The organism is Blautia sp. HCP3S3_C4 (assembly GCF_052064095.1).
GTDB lineage: Bacteria > Bacillota > Clostridia > Lachnospirales > Lachnospiraceae > Blautia_A.
The window spans coordinates 329,843-349,345 of record NZ_JBQHWF010000001.1 but is presented as its reverse complement, the minus strand read 5'-3'; the positions used below and the strand labels follow the sequence as shown (position 1 = coordinate 349,345).

The following is a 19,503-nucleotide window of genomic DNA, read 5'->3' as shown; positions in this document are numbered from 1 at the left end:
TTATCCCTCCACTTCCTTCAGCATATCTTCCAGAAATGCAGGAAGATAGAATGCTCCTTTATGGAGTCTTGTTGTATAGTAACGTGTACGAAAATTTAATGCATTCCATGCTTCCGGATCCAGATCATCAACAGGATGATATTTTTTACTTGCGAATCCAAATAACCAGTAACCTGCGGCAAATGTAGGGATATGTGCCTGATAAACACGGCTGATCTGGAATGTACTGGCAATTTTCTTATGACTGCGCTGCATTGCATGTGCGTCTTCTGTATAGAAGGGGCTTCCCTGCTGATTAACCATAATTCCATCATCTTTTAATGCATTATAACAGTTTCCGTAAAATTCACGGGTAAACAGTCCCTCAGAAGGGCCAAAGGGATCCGAAGAATCCACAATAATAAGATCATATTTTCCCTCACATCGCCGAATAAATTTCAGCGCATTTTCGTAATGTAGATGTACTCTTCTGTCATCCAGTCTGCATGCATTTTCCGGAAGATATGCGCGACAGGCTTCCACAACCAGAGGGTCCATTTCTACCAGATCGATATGTCTGACTCTGTCATATCTGGTCAGTTCACGGACAACTCCGCCATCTCCTGCACCGATCACAAGAATATCCCTTGCTTCTTTGTGGACTGCCATGGGCACATGGGTGATCATCTCATCATAAATAAATTCATCTCTCTCTGTGAGCATTACATTTCCATCCAGAGTCAGCACACGTCCAAATTCAGGTGTTTCAAAAATATCAATTCTCTGATAATCACTCTGCTTAGAATAAAGCTGACGGTTTACCCGGATACTGTGCTTTACATCCGGTGTGTGAAATTCTGAAAACCACATTTCCATTGTCTTTACCTCCCTGCCAGAACATTCAGTCTCAAAATATCCGGATCCTCAGGTCCTGTCATATTGCAGCCCTTTGCTTTGGCATATTCAATATAATCCAGGATTTCTGCTGTAATCCTCTCTCCAGGTGCAAGGATGGGAATCCCAGGCGGATAACACATTACAAATTCACTACAGACCTTCCCTTCAGTCTCCCGGAGAGGCAGGCTGCATTTATCTGCATAAAAAGCTTCCTGTGGACTGGTCACCACCTGAGGATCAATATATTCCTGGCTCAAAAGCCCGGAGCCATCTGTCTGAAAACGTCTGCGGATTTCAGCAAGTGCACTTACAAGCCGCTCCACCTCCTGGGCACGGTCACCAATGGAAAGATAGGCCAGAATATTTCCAATATCACCGAATTCTATCTGGATATCATATTCATCCCGCAAAATATCATAAACCTCGATCCCTGCAAGTCCGATGTCCAGCGTATGTACACTTAATTTCGTAATGTCAAAATCAAAGACTGAATTTCCATTGACCAGTTCTTTTCCAAATGCATAATAACCGCCAATGGCATTAATTTCCTCTCTGGCATATTCTGCCATATCTGCTACCTGATGAAAAATCTGGCGGCCTCTCTGTGCAAGATTTCTTCTTGAAATATCAAGGCTGGACATCAGAAGATAGCTTCCTGATGTTGTCTGCGTCAGATTAATAATCTGGCGAACATATCCTGCGTGTACAGCCGGTCCTGTAAGGAGAAGGCTTGACTGTGTAAGGCTTCCACCGCTCTTGTGCATGGATACAGCTGCCATGTCTGCACCTGCTGCCATAGCAGAAACCGGAAGACCACCGCCAAAATAAAAATGAGTTCCATGGGCTTCATCTGCCAGACACAGCATTCCTGCATCATGTGCCATCTTAACGATCGCACGTAAATCACTGCATATTCCATAATAGGTTGGGTTATTTACCAGTACTGCAACTGCTTTGGGATGCTCTTTTATGGCCTTCTCAACCTGTTCCCTGCGCATTCCAAGAGAGATTCCAAGTCTCTGATCCACCTCCGGATTTACATAAACAGGGATCGCACCGCACAAAACAAGGGCATTTAAAACGCTCCTGTGAACATTACGGGGAAGTATGATCTCATCTCCCCGTTTACAGGCAGTCAATACCATTGTCTGAACAGAACTTGTTGTGCCTCCTACCATCAAAAATGCATGTGCTGCCCCAAAAGCATCTGCTGCCAGCTCTTCCGCTTCCCGTATTACAGATACAGGATGACAGAGATTGTCCAGTGGTTTCATGCTGTTAACATCCACACCTACACATTTTTGTCCCAGGAATTCTGTCAATTCCGGATTACCTCTTCCGCGTTTATGACCCGGCACATCAAATGGCACCACTCTCATTCGTCGGAAAGTCTCCAGAGCTTCATGTATGGGTGCATGGTTCTGGTTTAATTTAAAACGACTTCCTTTCATCATTCCTCCATTTCCAGTTTCCTTTGCTTCACCCCCCAATCAGCAATTTCACAGACTGAACAAAACAAAAAAACGCAGGTAGGGCACTCAGCCACAAACCTGCGTTTTGATCTGTATCTATATGTTTTATCAACAAGCATAAAAAAGCAGATAATACCTTCTTTCAGCATCATAAATAAAACTTCTGGATCATGCGTGTCAGAGTCTATATAGCAATTATACTTTTACTACTCTTATTGACCGTTTCACAAGTCTGCGCGTCCGGCGCATCGCGGTTATCAAAGGAACCTACTTATAAAATTTGAGTTTCTAACTCAATCAATAAGGTAACCAAAGTTACCATAATCGGCAGTGGACCCGGCTGTCCGTATGGCCTTAACCCTCCCGGGTGGTCCAAAACAATTGCTTTGAAAAGACTCTGTCTATTACTCTGCATCTTCGTCTTTCAAAATCGCGTTTATCATAACATGTAAAAAACATACTGTCAATAATATACAGTTAAAATAATTGATAAGATTATGTAAAATGTTACTGTTCACTCCGTTCTCAGCAACACGCTTCGCGATGCACAGAATTTATGCTAGTCGCATAAATTCGCGCGGTATGTCTCGGGTTTTCTGTGACCTTCGCTCACCAAAAACACCTCGCGGGATATTACCAGTAAACAGTAACGTAAAATTTATCTGCTATTCTTCCGTTTTCTTCTCATTTAAGCACATCTGTTTTTATCACAACGCTATCTCAAAAAAATCTCTTATATCAACAAAGCTAACGTTCCAACAACAATCAGCAACAGTCCTGCTCCTGATTTTAATGACAGCTTTTCATGGAACATCACATATGAGAATGCAATGGTCACAAGGATACTCAGTTTATCAATCGGAACTACCACACTGGCCGGACCTGTCTGAAGTGCTCTGTAATAACATAACCAGGAACTGCCTGTTGCAAACCCGGAAAGAATAAGGAACAACCAGCTTTTTCTGTCAATATTCTTAACCGTATCCTGCTTTCCGGTCACAAATACAACAATCCATGCCATCACTAATACAACAGCTGTCCGGATCGCAGTTCCGAGATTTGAATTGACATCCTGAATTCCAATCTTTCCCAAAATAGAGGTAAGACTGGCAAAAACAGCAGAGCCGACTGCATAAAGCAGCCACTTCTTATCTTCTTTTTTCTCCTGTGTTTCCTTTTTCTGTATCATCAGATAAGTGCCAATCCCGATAAGTATCATTGAAACAAATTTCAGCCACGTTATTTCTTCCCCGAGAAAAATAAACGCCAGGAGCATCGTTATCACTGTACTTGATTTATCAATTGGTGTTACTTTATTGATATCTCCGATCTGCAGTGCTTTGAAATAGCACAGCCAGGATATCCCCGTTGACAGTCCTGACAAAATCAGAAAGATCAGGACTTTTTCTGAAATATCTCTGATTCCGCTTTGTGCCCCGACCACGAATACCATAATCCATGAAAAGATTAGTACTACGCCGGTTCTTAATGCTGTCGCAACATTAGAATCTGTATTTCTGATTCCACATTTTGCCAGTATGGCAGTCAAGCCAGCAAACAAAGCAGAACCAAACGCAAATAACAGCCACATATTTCCTCCGCCCATTAATTATTTTACCTGTTCCAGCAGATTATACACTTTCCAACATAATCCGCAGAATTTCTTTATCTGTTTCTTTCATTCCTTCTTTGCCGATCTGTCCTACGCAGCTGATGGTTTCGCCGGCTTCTTCCTTGAGGATTCCGGTGTATGGCGCATAGGACTGACCATTCATAGCAAGGTGATGTGCCAGGAATGCAGCGTCAAGACTGGCGGCGATTTTCGCTGCACAGGATATTTTCGCTCCATCACAGATGATTCCCGGAATATTGGCAAGCGTATTCTCTATGGTCTTCTTGATCACAGAAAGTTCTCCACCGCCGATGTAAGTAATCCCCGCACCGGCTGCACAGGACGCAGATACCGCACCGCAAAATGCGGAAAGTTTACCGATGTACTGTTTCTGGTATACAGTTAAGAGGTTAGAAAATACCAGTGCGCGGTAAAGTACATAGTCCGGAAGTTCCATTTCTCTGGCATATACGATCAGAGGTACAGAACAGGCAATTCCCTGGTTTCCGCTGCCTGAGTTGATGACTACCGGCATGTCACATCCGCCCATTCTGGCTTCGGAAGCTGCGGCTGTAAGGCTGCGCATTTTCGTGAGCATATCATTGGAGTAGGTTTCACGGATGATCCGGCCGATTCCAAGACCGTATTTACCAGTCATTCCTTCATGGGCGATTGCCATATTGCTGCGGATCTGATTTTCTATAATTTCTTTGACATCATCAAGTTCTACAGTATCTGCAAATGTTTTAATATCTTCCAGATTGAGCAGAGTTCTGTCTGCTGCAGCCGGAGTTTCACCGGATTTATGATCTGAATCCAGCAGGACTTCCTGGTTCTTTACAATTTTGGTTACATTTATATGATCGTATTTAATTTCCAGACTTACTGTGTCATCTCCAGCCTGCATTTCTATGATAAAGTGCAGGACTACCGGGGAGTCCAGAAGTTCTACTTTGCATATCTTTTTGTCCAGAAGTTCACAACATCTCTTTCTTCCGGATTCATTTACCTTCGAAAGAACTTCCATATTCAATAATGGGTCTCCGGCTACTGCACCAAGGACTACACCTGCTTCAATTCCAGTCAATCCGCCGGAGTTTGGAATGATAACACAACGGACATTTTTTATAATGTTTCCACTGCATTTTGCGGTGATATGTTCCGGTTCTTTTCCCAAAACTTCTCGTGCTCTGGCTGCTCCATATGCCAGCGCGATCGGTTCTGTACATCCCATTGCAGGAATCATTTCTTCTTTCAGAATGCCTATGTAATTCTGATATATTCTCTCATCTAACATTGTGCTGATGTCTCCTGTTCATTTTTAATATTTATTCAAGTATGACATAACACTATCAGAATGTCCAGAAAAAATCAGCCCGGTGTATTTTCTGTGCGGTTCAGGTATATATAAAATCCCACATTCAATATAATTCCCGTTACTGTTGCAATGGCAGCTCCGGCTGCATCCATATGAAGTCCCGCTGCCAGCACCAGATTTCCGATCACATTTAGAATAATTCTGAAATTTGTCAACCACCAAAATTACTATTGAACCGTAACCTGGAAAGTTCTATAATGAGTTCCGATATCAGAACTCGGAAAAGATAAATTGTTTCCGATGACGGAAATTTAAAAAATACAAGGTGGAAATTACAATGAATATTACCGTTTATCTTGGAGCTTTGGAGGGAAATGATCCGGCACTTGGAGATGCTGTCCGGGAACTTGGTACATGGATTGGAGAAAGCGGAAATTCTTTGATATATGGTGGATCGAAGTCCGGCCTTATGGGACAGATAGCAGAAAGTGTGCTGAATGCCGGAGGAAAAGTAACAGGCGTGGAACCACAGTTTTTTATAGATTCTGAACTGCAGTATGATGAGATCACAGAACTGATCGTTACGAAAAATATGGCTGAAAGAAAAGCAAAAATGATTGAACTTGGTGATGCATTTATTGCATTTCCGGGAGGCACCGGTACTCTGGAGGAAATCACAGAAGTTATGTCCATGGTTTCCCTCAAACACCTGGATGCCCCCTGTATTCTGTATAATCTGAATGGATATTATGACAGCCTGAAGCAGCTTCTTAACCATATGATCAAGATGGGGCTGTCCTCAGAAAATCGTCAACAGGGAATTTATTTTGCTGATGATCTGGAAGATATCAAAACATATCTGACTGCAGTAACCAGCCCGAAATAAAATTCAATATCAAAGTAACTGGTCGGTATGTTGACAGCAGACTTCTGAACAGTTACGTGTCAGATGACAAATAAAGGTGCACAAACCTCCGCGCAATGCACATCTAAAAACTCATAAAAAAGTACTTCGTCCACAGGAAGTACTTTTTTTATACCTTTATACCGAAAAGAAAATATTTTAGTAGCCTGATTCAGTTAATTATGAAAGTACCGCATCCACCAGTCTTCGCGTATATTCTTCCTTTGGTTCATTGATGATATCATCGGGAATTCCGCTTTCCACTACTTTTCCCTCATACAGTACCAGGACCCTGTCGCAGAACATCTGGACAAGAGCCAGATTATGGCAGATAAAGATAAAAGACAGCCCCTTCTTCTCTTTCAAGTCTTTCAGAAGCTCCATGATCTGTTTCTGTATGGTTACATCCAGGGCACTGGTTGCCTCATCACAGATCAGAACTTTTGGTTCCACTGCCAGGGCTCTTGCGATCGCAGCCCGCTGACACTGTCCGCCACTTACCTCATGAGGATATCTTTTTGCATATTCCTTCTCAAGACCGCACTGCTCAAGCAATTCTGCTACTCTTTTCTCTATATCAGCCTTTTTCATTCCACGGTTGCGAAGGCTCTCACCGATCCCGTCACCCAGTGTCCTTCTGGGATCAAAAGAACCCACCGGATTCTGAAAAACCATCTGTATATCTCCATATACCTCTTTCAGCTGACTTTGTTTCAGTCTTGTAATATCTTTTCCTTCAAATTTCAATGTACCCTCTGTGATATCAGTCAGCCGGGTGAGCAGCTTTGCTATTGTACTTTTCCCACTGCCGGATTCTCCTACGATTCCCAGCGTTTCTCCTTTTTTTAGTGTAAAGCTTACATCATTTACTGCTTTAAAAGGATTTTTTCCTCTCTGGGTAAATATTTTTGTTAAATGTTCTGCCTCTAAAAGTATGCTCATACTCTAACCTTCCTTTGCAGCTTTGGTACAGCCTCCAGCAATTTCCTGGTATACGGATCCCGGGGATGATCCAGTACACGGTCTGCTGTGCCATATTCTATTGTTTTGCCATTTTTCAAAACCAACACAGTATCTGCCATTGCCCGGACTACTCCGATATCATGTGTCACGATCACGATTGCAGTTCCAAACAACTCTCTTAACTTAAGCATTTCCTTTACAACCTGACGCTGTACAGACACATCCAGAGCACTGGTCGGCTCATCTGCAAATAAGACAGGCGGATTCATAAGCATGGCGATTGCAATACCTGCTCTCTGATTCATTCCGCCAGACAGTTCAAATGGATAACTGTCCCACACGCGCTGGCTGTCCTTAAAATTCAGTTTGTCAAACAGATCCATTGCTCTGGTTTTGGCCTCACTTCTTGTTATCTTCGTATGCGCACGCATACTTTCATAAATCTGTTCTCCAATGGTGCGTATCGGACACAGAGAGGCACCTGCGTCCTGAAAGATCATTCCGATTTTTGCACCTCTGATCTTTCTTTTTTCTTTCTCCGGTATATCCAGGATATTCTGATCCATATATCGGATATCTCCTCTTGTCACAAGACCATCCGATCCCAGAAGTCCCATTGCAGCTTTGATCAGAGTGCTTTTTCCACTGCCTGATTCCCCCACAAGACCAAGTATTTCTCCATGTTCAAGGGAGAAGCTCACATCATGAACCACCGCTTTCCCGCCAAATGATATCTCTACGGAATCGTAGGTCAGTATTTTTCTATCCATCTGCAAACCATCCTTGCTAATCCTTACCAAATCAGGGGCAAAATAGTTACTGTTCACTCCGTTCTCAGTAACGTAGCCAAAATTCATTCCAGATTGCCTGCGGCAATGGAATTTTGGCTTGTATGTCTCGGGATTTTGACATATTCATGCCAAAACACCTCGCGGAATAGTGATATGTGAACAGTAACGCAAAATATCATCTGCCCCTGAAATATCATCGTTCAAATATTCTTCATTTATTGTTACAGTTTAGTTGATATCCAAATCCGCTGTCAATTCATAATAATCACATGGATGTGCAGTCAGTCCTGTTACATTAGACTGCATGATCATGCTCATTCTCAGGTAAGAGCAGAATACATAGGCATTGTCATCCAGGATTGTCTGCTGCATCTGAATCGCCAGATCTGAACGCTTATCTGCATCGAATTCTTGCTTCATCTGTTTTTCCAGATCTTCCAGTTTATCACTGTGATAATGTCCGTTATTGCTTGCAGATTCATCCAGTGTGCAGGAAGTGAAGAAATACTCCGGATCTCCTGTAGGTGCAGTTACCATGGCACTTGCATATACATCCCATAATGTAGGGTCTTTACGGATAGTATTATTATCAGAGGTACAATTTATCTGAACATCCATACCGATTTCTTTTAAGGTTGCCTGTGCAGACTCTGCAAGAAGCGGAAGCTCCTGACGGCTGGGATAAGTAAGCCAGCGGATCTCCAGTTTCTGTCCGTCTTTTTCACGGATACCGTCACCATCAGAATCCACCCATCCAGCTTCCTCCAGAACCTTCTTTGCCCCATCAGGATCATAGCTCTCTGTTGTCAGATTCTGCCCGCCAAAAGAAAAGGTATCCGGGAAAACACCCACTGCAGGATATCCGTATCCTTTCAGGAGCACAGATACAAAGCTTTCCTTATCAATACCCATGGCAATTGCTTTGCGCACTGCAGGGTCAGATGTTACAGGACTTTCAAAGTTCATCCACCCATAGAATGCACGGCTTGTAGCTGTACTGGTAAATGTAAAGTCATCATTTTCAAATAAGGGATAGCTTGCATATGCCATACCATAGGCAGCATTGATCTCCCCTGCCTGAAGAGCCATTGCCAGTGTATCACCGTCAGAAATTGTGCGGACAGTGATCTCGTCCACATTTACATCTCCGTTCCAGTAATTTTCATTTTTTGCAAGATTAACATGATCATCTGTCACCAGTTCAGTTGCCACATAAGGGCCTGTACCGATCACAATCCCATCATCACTGATCCCGGCCTGCATATCAATAATGCATCCATAAGGATCACTGAGATAATTGATAAGTGCAGGCTTCGGTTCTGTAGTCTTTATGGTAACAGTATTTCCATCTGCCTCGATGGTATCAATGCAGAGATCTCCTGCTGCACGCTCATGATTGGCAACCAGAGCCTCCAGGCTTTCCTTTACTGCCTCTCCGTCACAGGCACGTCCATTGGAGAACACAACTCCGTCATTCAGTGTGATCTTCCAGGTCAGCTCGTCAATATTTTCATACTCTTTTGCGATCCATGGCTCTATTTCCATTGCATCGGAATAACGGAAAAGAGTTTCCCCTACTCCATAACGGATACACGCCCATCCTGCATATGTATTTTGTGGATTAATATCTGCCTCTTCATTTTCCGCATTAAAGGTGGTATCGCCAAATACAAATGTCTTTTTATCTGCAGCCAGTGTTGGCATAGCTGTCGCTCCTACCGCCAGCCCCAGGGCAATTGCCATTGCCAGAAATTTCTTTGTTCTCATTTTCTTTCCTCCTCGTTTGTTTTCATATTACTTATCATGAACGGCTGTTCTTAGGATCCAGATAGTCACGAACTGTATCACCTAACAGATTGAAAATTGCCACAGATATAAAAATTGCAATTCCAGGTGATAATACTACCCATGGATATGTCTGGATCATACTTCGTCCGCTGCTCATCATACTTCCCCACTCAGCCATGGGAATCTGTGCTCCCAGTCCAAGAAATGACAGACCTGCAAGCTCCATCATCATAGTACCGATATCAAGCATGGCTGTTACCAGAACAGGCCCCAGCATATTGGGAAGAATATGCCTGAGCATAATCTGACCTGAGCTGTCACCTGCCAGTATGGCAGCATGAATATAGGGTTCCTCTTTTAATGCCAGAGTCTGCCCTCTGGCAATACGTGAATATTTCGGCCAGCTTACTACTGCCAGTGCTATAACAGCATTCTGAATGCCTCCCCCAAGAATAGCCGCAATCGCCATGGCAAATACAAGCCCAGGGAAAGCAAGACATACATCTGAAATCCTCATCATAACAGTATCTGCAGCTCCGCCAAAATATCCGCAGCATACACCCACAGCTGTTCCTAACACAAAAATCACAGCAACCAAGATAAAGGTCGAAAAAATACTGGCTCTTGCACCACTTATAACTCTGGACAGCATATCTCTCCCATATGTATCTGTTCCCATAGGATGCTGAAGACTGGGGGGCTGAAGTGCACTTGCCAGATCCTGTGCATAAGGGTCATATGGACAGAGATGCTCTGAAAAAACTGCAAGTATCACAAGCCCTATTGCCAGAATAAGAAAAAAGACCAGCTTTTGTTTTATATGGTTTTTCTTAATCTTCTGTACACGCACTGTCACATTTTTATTCTGCTTTTCACTCATTGTTTCACACCTCCCAGACGGATTCTCGGATCCAGGAACCGGTATGACAGATCTGTAAGCAGATTTACTACAACATAGATGATCGCCATCCACATAACATATGCCTGAATAATAGGATAATCACGCATGGAGATAGCATCTACTGCCATCTTTCCAACTCCATCCCACATAAAGATTGATTCTACGATCGCAGTTCCTCCCAGCAGATTTCCCACTGACAGCATCAGCAAGGTAATGATGGTTACCAGCGAAGCCTTCATAATACTTTTCCAAAGAGTGACAGAAAACTTTACTCCTCTTGCTTTCGCTCCTGCCACATAGTCTTTGCTTAATTCATCCAGCACAGTTGCACGGACCTGTCGCAGATACTTGGCTGACATGGCAATTGCCAGAGCGATCGCCGGCATTGCCACACTCTTTAAACTTACATCTTTGGATATAACCGGAAAAATCCTCAGCCTGATTGCAAGAAAATACATTAATAACAATGATACAAAAAAATTAGGAAGACTGTTTCCTATAAAGCTGCATAAACGGATCAGATAATCTGTGATCGTATTCTGTTTCACTGCTGACAGAATCCCCAGAGGGATCGATATAATGATGGTCAGCAAAATAGATGTCACTGTAAGAAGCAGTGTTGCCGGAAGCTTCGATATGAACGTATCAAAAACCGGAATACCGGATACATAGCTGTTTCCCATATCTCCATGAAGCAGTTTCCCAAGCCACACAAAATACTGGGTCAGAAATGGTTTGTCCAGTCCCAGCTGTTCTCTGGCTGCATTTAACTTATCTTCTGACAGGATCTGTCCTGTATTTTCCATTTTTTGTGTTACTACATCACTTCCCGCAATCCGCATCATGCCATAAGAGAGAAAAGTAATCGCAAACAAAATGGGGATCAGCTGAAGCAGTCGTCTGAATGCGTATTTTTTCATTTGAATATCTCCATTTTATAATTTTTCAAAATTATACTCCTAATTAGCCACCATTCAGTTTAACAAAAGCAAAAATAGCCCACAACCCACCCTGGGGGTTATAAGCTATTCTTAATTTGAATATCTATCTTTGTTTTTGGAATACCTATGATCATTTAATGCTTTGGCAATCTATTCTTTAAAAATCCCACAAGTTCAGCCACACTCTCGTCCATCTCTTCTCCTTTGTGGAGTATAAAGCCAAAAATCACTTTACTGTCTCCAAGATCCAAAGGAATTCCCGGTGTAGTTCCTTCTTTGTTTTCTGACAGGTAACTTCCGCTTATATTTGCCACCTTACTGTTCTTCAGCATTTTTTCCATAATATAATCACTGTTGGTCAGCACGGAAATGTCAATGTCCTTCCATTGGAATGCATCTTCTTTTACAGCACCGATGTCAAAAAATTCATCCTGATAATTCTGTATAAAACGGATTCCTTCCAGGTCTTCCAGTTCTGCCCTCTCTTTGCCGGAATTGTAAAGCTCTGTCAGCCCTCCCGGATACAGCATTACATCTGTTTCATAGATAGGTTCGAAATACATTTTGTTTTTTGACAGTTCATACAGGAAATTTTCCTTCTGCTGACTGAGGATATATACAAAACCAATGTCATCCATATAATCCCGTACCCTTTCCATTACACTTTTTACGCCTGCTGTTGTTACCTGGAAATGGTACTTTTTTTCATAGGTTTCATTATAAAAGTCTACAAACTGATTTGCAAACCAGGAGCTGGGATTTAAAGATATCCGGATCCATTTTGTCATTCCGCTGGAAGCCATATTTTCCAGAACATTTACTTCATTTATAATTTTCGACGCATATTCATAAATCTTGTGTCCCTGCACTGTCAGTCTGATTCCTCTTGGCAACCGTTCAAAAAGCTGCATTCCCAGCGTATCTTCCAGTCCCTTGATCACCTTGCTGACACTGGGCTGTGTAGAATACAGATTTTTCGCAGCATCACTGAATGAACCAGTCTGTGCACATACTACGAAATACTGTAATTGTTTTAAATCCATAAAGATTTTGTCTCTCTTTCTGTTTTTATCCGCCATTAAATCTTTTTTCTGTTTTGAATTTTATCTCTGTACATTCTGTGATCTGCCATAATACGGATATCGCCAACCTCAGGGCTGTGCTCCGGATAAATAGCATAGCCACAGCTTGTATCCACATGCAGTATATGTCCTTCTATCACAAAGGGCGCATCAATTGCATTCTTTATTCTTCTGACCATCATTTCACAGAATTCATCATTTATATTGCCCTCCTCAATGATCAGTGAAAACTCATCTCCCCCGATCCGGAAAGCATAATCTGTATTTCGTATACATTTACGCAGTCTCTGGGAAACCGCCTTCAGTAATTTGTCTCCCATATCATGTCCATACGTATCATTAACCGGTTTAAACCTGTCCAGATCCAGATAAAACATTGCGAATTTTTTATGGAATTTACCATTTTGTTTTAATTTTGTGGAAAGATAACGCTCATTGTAAAGTCCGGTCAGTCCATCTGTATTTGCCAGCTTCTCAAGTTCATGCTTCTGACCAATATCCTGAACGATCAGCATAACTTTCGACAGTACGCTTCCTTTCCATTCCACAGGAATCACTGACATTACTTTGTAAGAAGACTTATCAAAATTACAATATTCAAACGTGTACAAATCCTCTTCCGACAAAATAACCTTTCTTAGATGTTCCGGCGAAAGCAGATATTCCATCTGTGCATTGATTGATTCCGTAATAACCACATATTTTTGAGACATATAATGAATAAATTTCAGATAATCTCCTGCAGGCTGATAAACTGCGTCATTGTTCATTTCATAATAGTCATACCGTCCACTGTCCAGATCACAGACAGCAAAGCGCTCCACAATTCTGGTAACACCCTGGAGAAGCTGATCCATGGCAATATTCTGCCTCAGCATCTTTCTGCGCTCTTTTTCCGCATTCTTCGAATCTGTCACATCACGTAAAAAGATCATGGCATGTTTGGGATTTCCATTCTCATCTGTATCCCCTGCCATCACTACATTTCTGGCAATACGCTGTTCTCCGTTAATCATCACCTTACATTCCTGACTTAATTCTCCTTTAATCTTGCCCAGTTCCTTTATAATATATTCCCTGTTATAAATTTGTGCGACTGCCACTTTACTCTCCGGACAGACATAATTATCAAGAAACCTCTGTATCAGCTCATCCCATGTCTGACTGTTTCTGAAAATTTCCAGAAGTGGATTCTCTACTTTCATGGATTCAAAAGTATTTTCCTGAAGATCGACATAATATTCACACATATTCAAATCAGTAAAAGCACGATGAAAAGCTTCTTCTCTTGCTTCCTGTTCTGATGCTTTCTTACGTTTATCAATGTTAACAATAACCCCCACCAACTGACTGAGAGAACCATTCATACGCCGGACAGCCCTGCAATTTGTATTAAACCACTGATAGTTTCCATCCCGCATTAAAATTCTGTATTCTCCCTCATATTTTTCATGCTGAAAATCGCCAGGAACTCTTTCCATAAATTCAATGATTTCAGAACGGTCATCCGGATGTATTCTGCCCAATACAGCTTCTGCAGTGTTCGGTATTTCACTATTATCTTTAAATCCCAGCATATGGCAGAACGTGTCACTCAATGTCACCTTTGATATTGTTTCTTCCTGATCATAATCTATACTCCATAAACCATTCTCCACCATTTCATTGATCAGTTCCAGATTCTGAGTTGAACGGTCAGACCTGGCAGATAACACCCATACCGGCCGTCCTTCATTATCCTCAGCATCTGTTTTTACGATCCTGACTAATATGGGGGAGCCTTTGCTGTCCATAAGATACATTGTATAGAATCCATGCAGATTCCTGAATTCTTCAGCAGAAAGGAAACACTCCTGATCATTGCAGATCACATTGCTCAAATAGCCACCGGATACTTCCATAAATTCATTAAGTTCATATCCTAAAATCTGCAGAAAAAAATTGCTTATCGTCCAGATACTAAGTTTTTCATCATAATAACCGGCAACTGTCCCTACAGGGTCATTCTGAGTCAGTACATATTTAAAAGCTTCCTGAGCAGAAGCATTGATATCTGTATCCATATCCGCATCTTTATTTGCCATATATATTTCGATGTTATTCATTTTCCCAAGCATACTTTCATGCTCTGACATAATATTCTCAACCTCTCTCCAACATACAAAAAAAGAATAATGTCCAGCTTTGGGCCACAGCCTTTCGACTGCTTTGCCTATACTGAATCCTGAAACAGTATCTCTGTTTTATATCTTCATGAACTCAATATACTATCCTTTTTAATTTTTTATTACTTTTTGCCTTCTAAAGCAAATTAATATTTGGGGGAATTGCAATAGATTATTATCACATATTCTTATAATAATATCAACCGCCTTTTTTCTATTTTACATTATTATTTCATAAGAAAACAAATCCGACATCTTACAAATAAAGATGCCGGATCCGTCTTGTTATTACTATTCAATTTATCATCCTGCCAGATGCAATACTTCTAATAAAAGTACCCAACTCAAACCATAATATGTCACAACTGCCACAAGGTCATTGATCGTAGTGATCAGCGGACCGGATGCAACTGCAGGGTCAATCTTTATCTTCTTAAAAAACAGCGGAATACATGTACCAACTGCACTGGAGATCAGCATTGCCAGCAGCAGTGCTGCGCCAATACATCCTGATACTGCATAGGAAAACAGAAGTGTTTTCCCCTTAAACAGATAGATATACAATCCTATCAGTATAAAGGACAGGAATCCAAGAAGACTGCCGTTACACAAGCCTATCCTCATTTCCTTCCATACCAGTTCCAATTTCTGCTTTCCTGTCAGTGATTCATCCATGAGAACACGAATTGTTACAGCCAGTGACTGTGTACCGACGTTACCTGCCATATCCAGGATCAGTGACTGGAAGCACATAATAATCGGAAGTGCAGTTACTACTTTTTCAAAAATTCCTACCACAGAGGAAACAACCATACCAAGTCCCAGAAGAATGATCAGCCATGGCATACGTTTCTTCATACTCTCTTTCAGCGGCTCTTTCAGATCCTCTTCTGCAGTCAGACCGGCCAGCTTCGCATAGTCATCACCCATCTCATCATCAACCAGGTCAATGATACTGGCAGATGTGATAACCCCCAGAAGCTGATTATCATTGTCAAGAACCGGAATTGAATCCTCAGAATAATCCTTCAGTTCTTCAATACAGTCATCAATGCTTTCCTCCGCGTATACATACGGATAAGAAGTCACCACCAGATTCTCAAGCAGATCATCCCGTCTTGCAATGATCAGTTCTTTCAGGTTGATCGCCCCATAAAATTTCTGCTGCTCTGTCACTACAAAAATAGTAGAAATATTGTCATTTTTTGCAGCCTGCTCGATCAGACTGCTCATTGCCTGCTTAACTGTCAGTTTATCTGTGATCACAATATAATTTGTTGTCATGCGGCTTCCGATCTCATCCTCATCAAAGGATGCGATCATCTCCACATCACGTCGAACCTCAGGTTCAAGCAGATCGATCAGTATTTTTTTCTTTGTTTTTTCAACTTTATTTAATACATCTGCAAGAGCATCTGTCTCCATTCTGGATAAAATGGCTGCTGCTTTTTTCACATCCATTTCATTCAGATACTCTGCTGCATTCTCCTCATCTGTATATTCAAAAATATCAGAAAGCATATCTGTGTCCAGAATACGGTACAGTTTGTATCGCTCCTGTACAGTCAGAACCGGTAATACATCAGCCAGGTCATTCTCATGATAATCCTGCAGTCTGGCTACCATAACAGCCGGAGATGTGTTGCTGCGGATAATCTTCAGAATTTCTTTTGAATAATCCTGTACTCTTTTTTCCATTACTTTTTCCTCCGTTATTTACATAAAAGTACACAAAAAGAAAGCAGTCTGTTACACTTGTTATGTTTACTGCTACCTTCTCTATACATTTTCCAGCACAACAAATGAGTAAGTTCTGTCATCACTTACTCTTGTCCTCTGTCAAATATGTAATTGCATGATTCGGGAGATTTCATAATACAGGATAAGATATAAAAAGACGTGGTAATATATGACTACAGCAGAACAGAAGGGCTGCTATACTCATATACTCTTTTTATTTCAGATCCTGTGCTACTACTTCGCCCATGAGAATCGCAATTATCCATTCTGTTCCACCTGCCTTTTCTGTCAAGCGGATATTCGCAATCCGCTTCGCTACTTGCTCATAACCGAATAACTGCTCCGCAGTTTATTCGGTTAAATTTTCAAATTATCAATTTGTTCAAAACTGAAATGCACTGTTATTGTAACCGCCCCACACTGAAAAAGCAACCCTGTTTTACTATTTTTTACATTAAATTTTGTTAATATTAACGTAATGACAGGTTTGCTTCTTTTGCAGACAAATGTTACAATAAAATCACTTTATCAACACTATATTTCACATATTTACAGGAGAATATTTTTTATGTCATTTATCAGTGCTTTTGATGTAATGGGGCCGAACATGATCGGCCCTTCCAGCTCACATACCGCAGGTGCGGCACGTATTTCCTATCTTGCCCAAAAGATGCTTGAAGGTCCCTTAAAAAGAGCTGATTTTATTTTGTACGGTTCCTTTGCCAGAACCTACCACGGACACGGCACAGACCGTGCTCTGCTTGGGGGCATCATGGGTTTTTCCACAGATGATATGCGCATCCGGAATTCTTATGAGCTTGCACACGAAAATGGTCTGGAATTTTCTTTTACTCCAAATGAAACAGAAACAGATATCCATCCAAATACTGTAGATATCTGTATGGAAAATGAAAAGGGCCAGAAAATGACTGTCCGTGGAGAATCTCTGGGCGGCGGCAAGGTCCGCATCGTGGAGATCAACCATGTACAGGTAGATTTTACAGGCGAATACAGTGCTGTGATCGTGATTCATCAGGATACTCCGGGGGTTGCGGCTTATATCACAAAATGTCTCAGTGACCGCAGGATCAACATTGCATTTATGCGCCTCTTCCGCGAGGGAAAAGGTGATATTGCCTACACCATCGTAGAATCTGACGGCAGACTTCCGGAGGACATTGTCCCCGTGATCCGTGAAAACCCGAATATTCACGAAGTTATGATCGTACAGATGTAGAGAAAGGAGTGTTACTGTGTACAGGTTAAACAGTAACGAGAATTTTTATTATGGACTTTAAAAATGCACAGGAACTGATTGCACTCTGTGAAGAAAGAAATCTTCCCATCTCAGAGATCATGCGGATCCGTGAAATTGAACTTGGGGAAACAACAGCAGAAGCTGTGAAAGAAAAAATGACCAGAGTACTTGAAATTATGCGAGAAGCTGCACGTTCTCCCATTGAAAAGCCGGTAAAATCCATGGGCGGTCTTATTGGCGGAGAAGCCCGAAAACTCAATATTCACTCTCAGGAAAAAAAGGGACTTTGCGGCGATTTTCTTCAAAAAGCCATCACTTATGCCATGGCAACACTGGAAACCAATGCCTCTATGGGACTGATCGTGGCCTCTCCCACTGCCGGTTCTGCCGGAATCGTTCCCGGACTGATGCTTGCAATGCAGGAGCACTATCATTTCTCTGATGACACGATTATCCAGGCATTATTTAATGCAAGTGCTATCGGATACCTGGCAATGCGCAATGCCACAGTCGCAGGTGCTGTAGGCGGATGCCAGGCTGAGGTTGGTGTTGCTTCTGCCATGGCAGCTTCTGCTGCTGTGGAACTAATGGGCGGTACCCCAAAAGAATGTACTTATGCCGCATCTACTGTTCTTATGAATATGCTGGGCCTGGTCTGTGATCCGGTAGGCGGTCTGGTAGAATATCCTTGCCAGAACAGAAATGCAGCAGGTGTGGCCAATGCAGTCATCGCTGCTGAGATGGCTCTCGCCGGAATTCATCAGCTGATTCCTCTGGATGAAATGATACAGACTATGTTTACAGTAGGCAGAAAGCTTCCTGCTGAACTACGTGAAACTGCAATGGGCGGATGTGCTGTCACACCCTCTGCATGTGAAGCATGTCATATGCGCAGCTAGAGTGTGTTTGAAAAAGACTGTCCCTGTATATACCCATTTTCTTCTGCGTATATACGGGACAGTCTTTTATTATTTATTGCATTTTTCCAGTATTTTAGATGTAAAGTGTGTGTCAAAAAACTGTACAAATGGTCCAAATCCAAATGCACCGACCAGGGTTCCAAGGCCTACTATACCACCTGACAGCCAGCATACAAGTGCACAGATTCCATCCGTAAAGACTCGGCACCAGAAATACGGAAACTTTGACCATCTGTCTGCCATGATCAGTGAAATGCTGTCATATGGCGCCACTCCCTGATTAGGCAGCTGATACATAGAAATCCCAAGACTTGCAACAATCACTCCTATACATACTGTCACCACTCTCAGAACCATCTGTTCAGGTGCATTGATCACAGATGTCACAAGATTATAGAAAAATGTAACAAAGTATCCCAGCAGCAACGCATTTACAATTGTCCCCACACCGATCAGTTTTCTTCCCCATATGATTTCTATGACAAAAAATCCCACATTGAGTAAAATCACAAATCGGGGATATTCAATCCCTATACATTCTGCCAGTCCCATAGCCATTCCTGTAAAGGGATCATTTCCAAGCCCTGAAAGCTTAAAGATTGCAACTCCCAGTCCCAGAATAATATTTCCAACAAGCATCACAAATACAAACTTCCAGTTTATTTTTTTTATTCGTTCTCTCATTTCCTTTTCCTCTGTAAAATCGATTAATTATATCAAGAAGTGAAGTACTTTACAACAATCTTTCCGAAAATAGCAACCAGAAATATTC

At 41.9% G+C, this 19,503-nt stretch carries 17 protein-coding genes; 3 read left to right on the top strand and 14 right to left on the bottom strand.

Going from position 1 to position 19,503, the window contains the following annotated elements:
* The 5 genes from speE to ACTNC6_RS01565 all read right to left on the bottom strand — a co-directional run bounded on the left by speE (position 1) and on the right by ACTNC6_RS01565 (position 5,493).
* On the bottom strand, positions 1-855 hold the full coding sequence (gene speE / locus ACTNC6_RS01585) for a polyamine aminopropyltransferase (RefSeq protein ID WP_288788590.1): 855 nt from the start codon (positions 853-855) through the stop codon (positions 1-3).
* A 5-nt stretch (positions 856-860) separates the two neighbouring features.
* A complete protein-coding gene (locus ACTNC6_RS01580) occupies positions 861-2,330 on the bottom strand; it encodes an aminotransferase class I/II-fold pyridoxal phosphate-dependent enzyme (RefSeq protein WP_441043026.1) in 1,470 nt (489 codons plus the stop codon).
* Positions 2,331-3,081: 751 nt separating this feature from the next.
* Positions 3,082-3,939 carry an EamA family transporter gene (locus ACTNC6_RS01575; protein WP_441043025.1) on the bottom strand — a complete coding sequence of 286 codons (858 nt, stop codon included), beginning with the start codon at positions 3,937-3,939 and terminating at the stop codon, positions 3,082-3,084.
* 40 nt (positions 3,940-3,979) lie between these two features.
* The gene (locus ACTNC6_RS01570) at positions 3,980-5,257 is read right to left on the bottom strand and encodes an L-cysteine desulfidase family protein (RefSeq protein ID WP_441043024.1); all 1,278 of its coding nucleotides are present in this window, start codon (positions 5,255-5,257) and stop codon (positions 3,980-3,982) included.
* A 74-nt stretch (positions 5,258-5,331) separates the two neighbouring features.
* Complete coding sequence (locus tag ACTNC6_RS01565) at positions 5,332-5,493, bottom strand: hypothetical protein (RefSeq protein WP_441043023.1); 162 nt, start codon at positions 5,491-5,493, stop codon at positions 5,332-5,334.
* 122 nt (positions 5,494-5,615) lie between these two features.
* Between ACTNC6_RS01565 and ACTNC6_RS01560 the strand changes: the two genes are divergently transcribed.
* Complete coding sequence (locus ACTNC6_RS01560) at positions 5,616-6,164, top strand: TIGR00730 family Rossman fold protein (protein WP_441043022.1); 549 nt, start codon at positions 5,616-5,618, stop codon at positions 6,162-6,164.
* Positions 6,165-6,362: 198 nt separating this feature from the next.
* Here ACTNC6_RS01560 and ACTNC6_RS01555 read toward each other — a convergent pair whose 3' ends face one another.
* The 8 genes from ACTNC6_RS01555 to mgtE all read right to left on the bottom strand — a co-directional run bounded on the left by ACTNC6_RS01555 (position 6,363) and on the right by mgtE (position 16,511).
* Positions 6,363-7,124 carry an ABC transporter ATP-binding protein gene (locus ACTNC6_RS01555; RefSeq protein WP_441043021.1) on the bottom strand — a complete coding sequence of 254 codons (762 nt, stop codon included), beginning with the start codon at positions 7,122-7,124 and terminating at the stop codon, positions 6,363-6,365.
* Positions 7,121-7,915 carry an ABC transporter ATP-binding protein gene (locus ACTNC6_RS01550; RefSeq protein ID WP_441043020.1) on the bottom strand — a complete coding sequence of 265 codons (795 nt, stop codon included), beginning with the start codon at positions 7,913-7,915 and terminating at the stop codon, positions 7,121-7,123. Before ACTNC6_RS01550 ends, ACTNC6_RS01555 begins: the two co-directional genes overlap by 4 nt.
* Before the next feature lie 249 nt (positions 7,916-8,164).
* On the bottom strand, positions 8,165-9,703 hold the full coding sequence (locus ACTNC6_RS01545) for an ABC transporter substrate-binding protein (protein WP_441043019.1): 1,539 nt from the start codon (positions 9,701-9,703) through the stop codon (positions 8,165-8,167).
* 34 nt (positions 9,704-9,737) lie between these two features.
* Positions 9,738-10,604, bottom strand: a complete 867-nt coding sequence (gene nikC / locus ACTNC6_RS01540; protein ID WP_441043018.1) for a nickel transporter permease — start codon at positions 10,602-10,604, stop codon at positions 9,738-9,740.
* Complete coding sequence (gene nikB / locus ACTNC6_RS01535; protein ID WP_441043017.1) at positions 10,601-11,545, bottom strand: nickel ABC transporter permease; 945 nt, start codon at positions 11,543-11,545, stop codon at positions 10,601-10,603. The genes nikC and nikB overlap by 4 nt, the downstream gene beginning before the upstream one ends.
* A gap of 155 nt (positions 11,546-11,700) precedes the next feature.
* Positions 11,701-12,609, bottom strand: a complete 909-nt coding sequence (locus tag ACTNC6_RS01530; RefSeq protein WP_441034513.1) for a LysR family transcriptional regulator — start codon at positions 12,607-12,609, stop codon at positions 11,701-11,703.
* Between the two features lie 35 nt (positions 12,610-12,644).
* Positions 12,645-14,783, bottom strand: coding sequence for a sensor domain-containing diguanylate cyclase (locus tag ACTNC6_RS01525; RefSeq protein WP_441043016.1), 2,139 nt, complete (start codon positions 14,781-14,783; stop codon positions 12,645-12,647).
* A 333-nt stretch (positions 14,784-15,116) separates the two neighbouring features.
* A complete protein-coding gene (gene mgtE / locus ACTNC6_RS01520; protein ID WP_441034515.1) occupies positions 15,117-16,511 on the bottom strand; it encodes a magnesium transporter in 1,395 nt (464 codons plus the stop codon).
* A 610-nt stretch (positions 16,512-17,121) separates the two neighbouring features.
* Here mgtE and sdaAB point away from each other — a divergent pair.
* The gene (gene sdaAB, locus ACTNC6_RS01515) at positions 17,122-17,790 is read left to right on the top strand and encodes an L-serine ammonia-lyase, iron-sulfur-dependent subunit beta (protein ID WP_173744095.1); all 669 of its coding nucleotides are present in this window, start codon (positions 17,122-17,124) and stop codon (positions 17,788-17,790) included.
* 50 nt (positions 17,791-17,840) lie between these two features.
* The gene (gene sdaAA / locus ACTNC6_RS01510; RefSeq protein WP_441043015.1) at positions 17,841-18,710 is read left to right on the top strand and encodes an L-serine ammonia-lyase, iron-sulfur-dependent, subunit alpha; all 870 of its coding nucleotides are present in this window, start codon (positions 17,841-17,843) and stop codon (positions 18,708-18,710) included.
* Between the two features lie 69 nt (positions 18,711-18,779).
* Here the strand turns inward: sdaAA and ACTNC6_RS01505 are convergent, their stop codons facing one another.
* Positions 18,780-19,415 (bottom strand): YczE/YyaS/YitT family protein, encoded by a 636-nt coding sequence (locus tag ACTNC6_RS01505; RefSeq protein ID WP_441043014.1) that lies wholly within the window; start codon positions 19,413-19,415, stop codon positions 18,780-18,782.
* Between the last annotated feature and the right edge of the window lie 88 nt (positions 19,416-19,503).

Excerpts from the sequence above, each read along its gene's own strand:
- speE (WP_288788590.1), bottom strand. The coding sequence starts at position 855 with ATGGAAATGTGGTTTTCAGAATTTCACACACCGGATGTAAAGCACAGT.
- ACTNC6_RS01580 (WP_441043026.1), bottom strand. The coding sequence starts at position 2,330 with ATGATGAAAGGAAGTCGTTTTAAATTAAACCAGAACCATGCACCCATA.
- ACTNC6_RS01575 (WP_441043025.1), bottom strand. The coding sequence starts at position 3,939 with ATGTGGCTGTTATTTGCGTTTGGTTCTGCTTTGTTTGCTGGCTTGACT.
- ACTNC6_RS01570 (WP_441043024.1), bottom strand. The coding sequence starts at position 5,257 with ATGTTAGATGAGAGAATATATCAGAATTACATAGGCATTCTGAAAGAA.
- ACTNC6_RS01560 (WP_441043022.1), top strand. The coding sequence starts at position 5,616 with ATGAATATTACCGTTTATCTTGGAGCTTTGGAGGGAAATGATCCGGCA.
- ACTNC6_RS01555 (WP_441043021.1), bottom strand. The coding sequence starts at position 7,124 with ATGAGCATACTTTTAGAGGCAGAACATTTAACAAAAATATTTACCCAG.
- ACTNC6_RS01550 (WP_441043020.1), bottom strand. The coding sequence starts at position 7,915 with ATGGATAGAAAAATACTGACCTACGATTCCGTAGAGATATCATTTGGC.
- ACTNC6_RS01545 (WP_441043019.1), bottom strand. The coding sequence starts at position 9,703 with ATGAGAACAAAGAAATTTCTGGCAATGGCAATTGCCCTGGGGCTGGCG.
- nikC (WP_441043018.1), bottom strand. The coding sequence starts at position 10,604 with ATGAGTGAAAAGCAGAATAAAAATGTGACAGTGCGTGTACAGAAGATT.
- nikB (WP_441043017.1), bottom strand. The coding sequence starts at position 11,545 with ATGAAAAAATACGCATTCAGACGACTGCTTCAGCTGATCCCCATTTTG.
- ACTNC6_RS01530 (WP_441034513.1), bottom strand. The coding sequence starts at position 12,609 with ATGGATTTAAAACAATTACAGTATTTCGTAGTATGTGCACAGACTGGT.
- ACTNC6_RS01525 (WP_441043016.1), bottom strand. The coding sequence starts at position 14,783 with ATGTCAGAGCATGAAAGTATGCTTGGGAAAATGAATAACATCGAAATA.
- mgtE (WP_441034515.1), bottom strand. The coding sequence starts at position 16,511 with ATGGAAAAAAGAGTACAGGATTATTCAAAAGAAATTCTGAAGATTATC.
- sdaAB (WP_173744095.1), top strand. The coding sequence starts at position 17,122 with ATGTCATTTATCAGTGCTTTTGATGTAATGGGGCCGAACATGATCGGC.
- sdaAA (WP_441043015.1), top strand. The coding sequence starts at position 17,841 with ATGGACTTTAAAAATGCACAGGAACTGATTGCACTCTGTGAAGAAAGA.
- ACTNC6_RS01505 (WP_441043014.1), bottom strand. The coding sequence starts at position 19,415 with ATGAGAGAACGAATAAAAAAAATAAACTGGAAGTTTGTATTTGTGATG.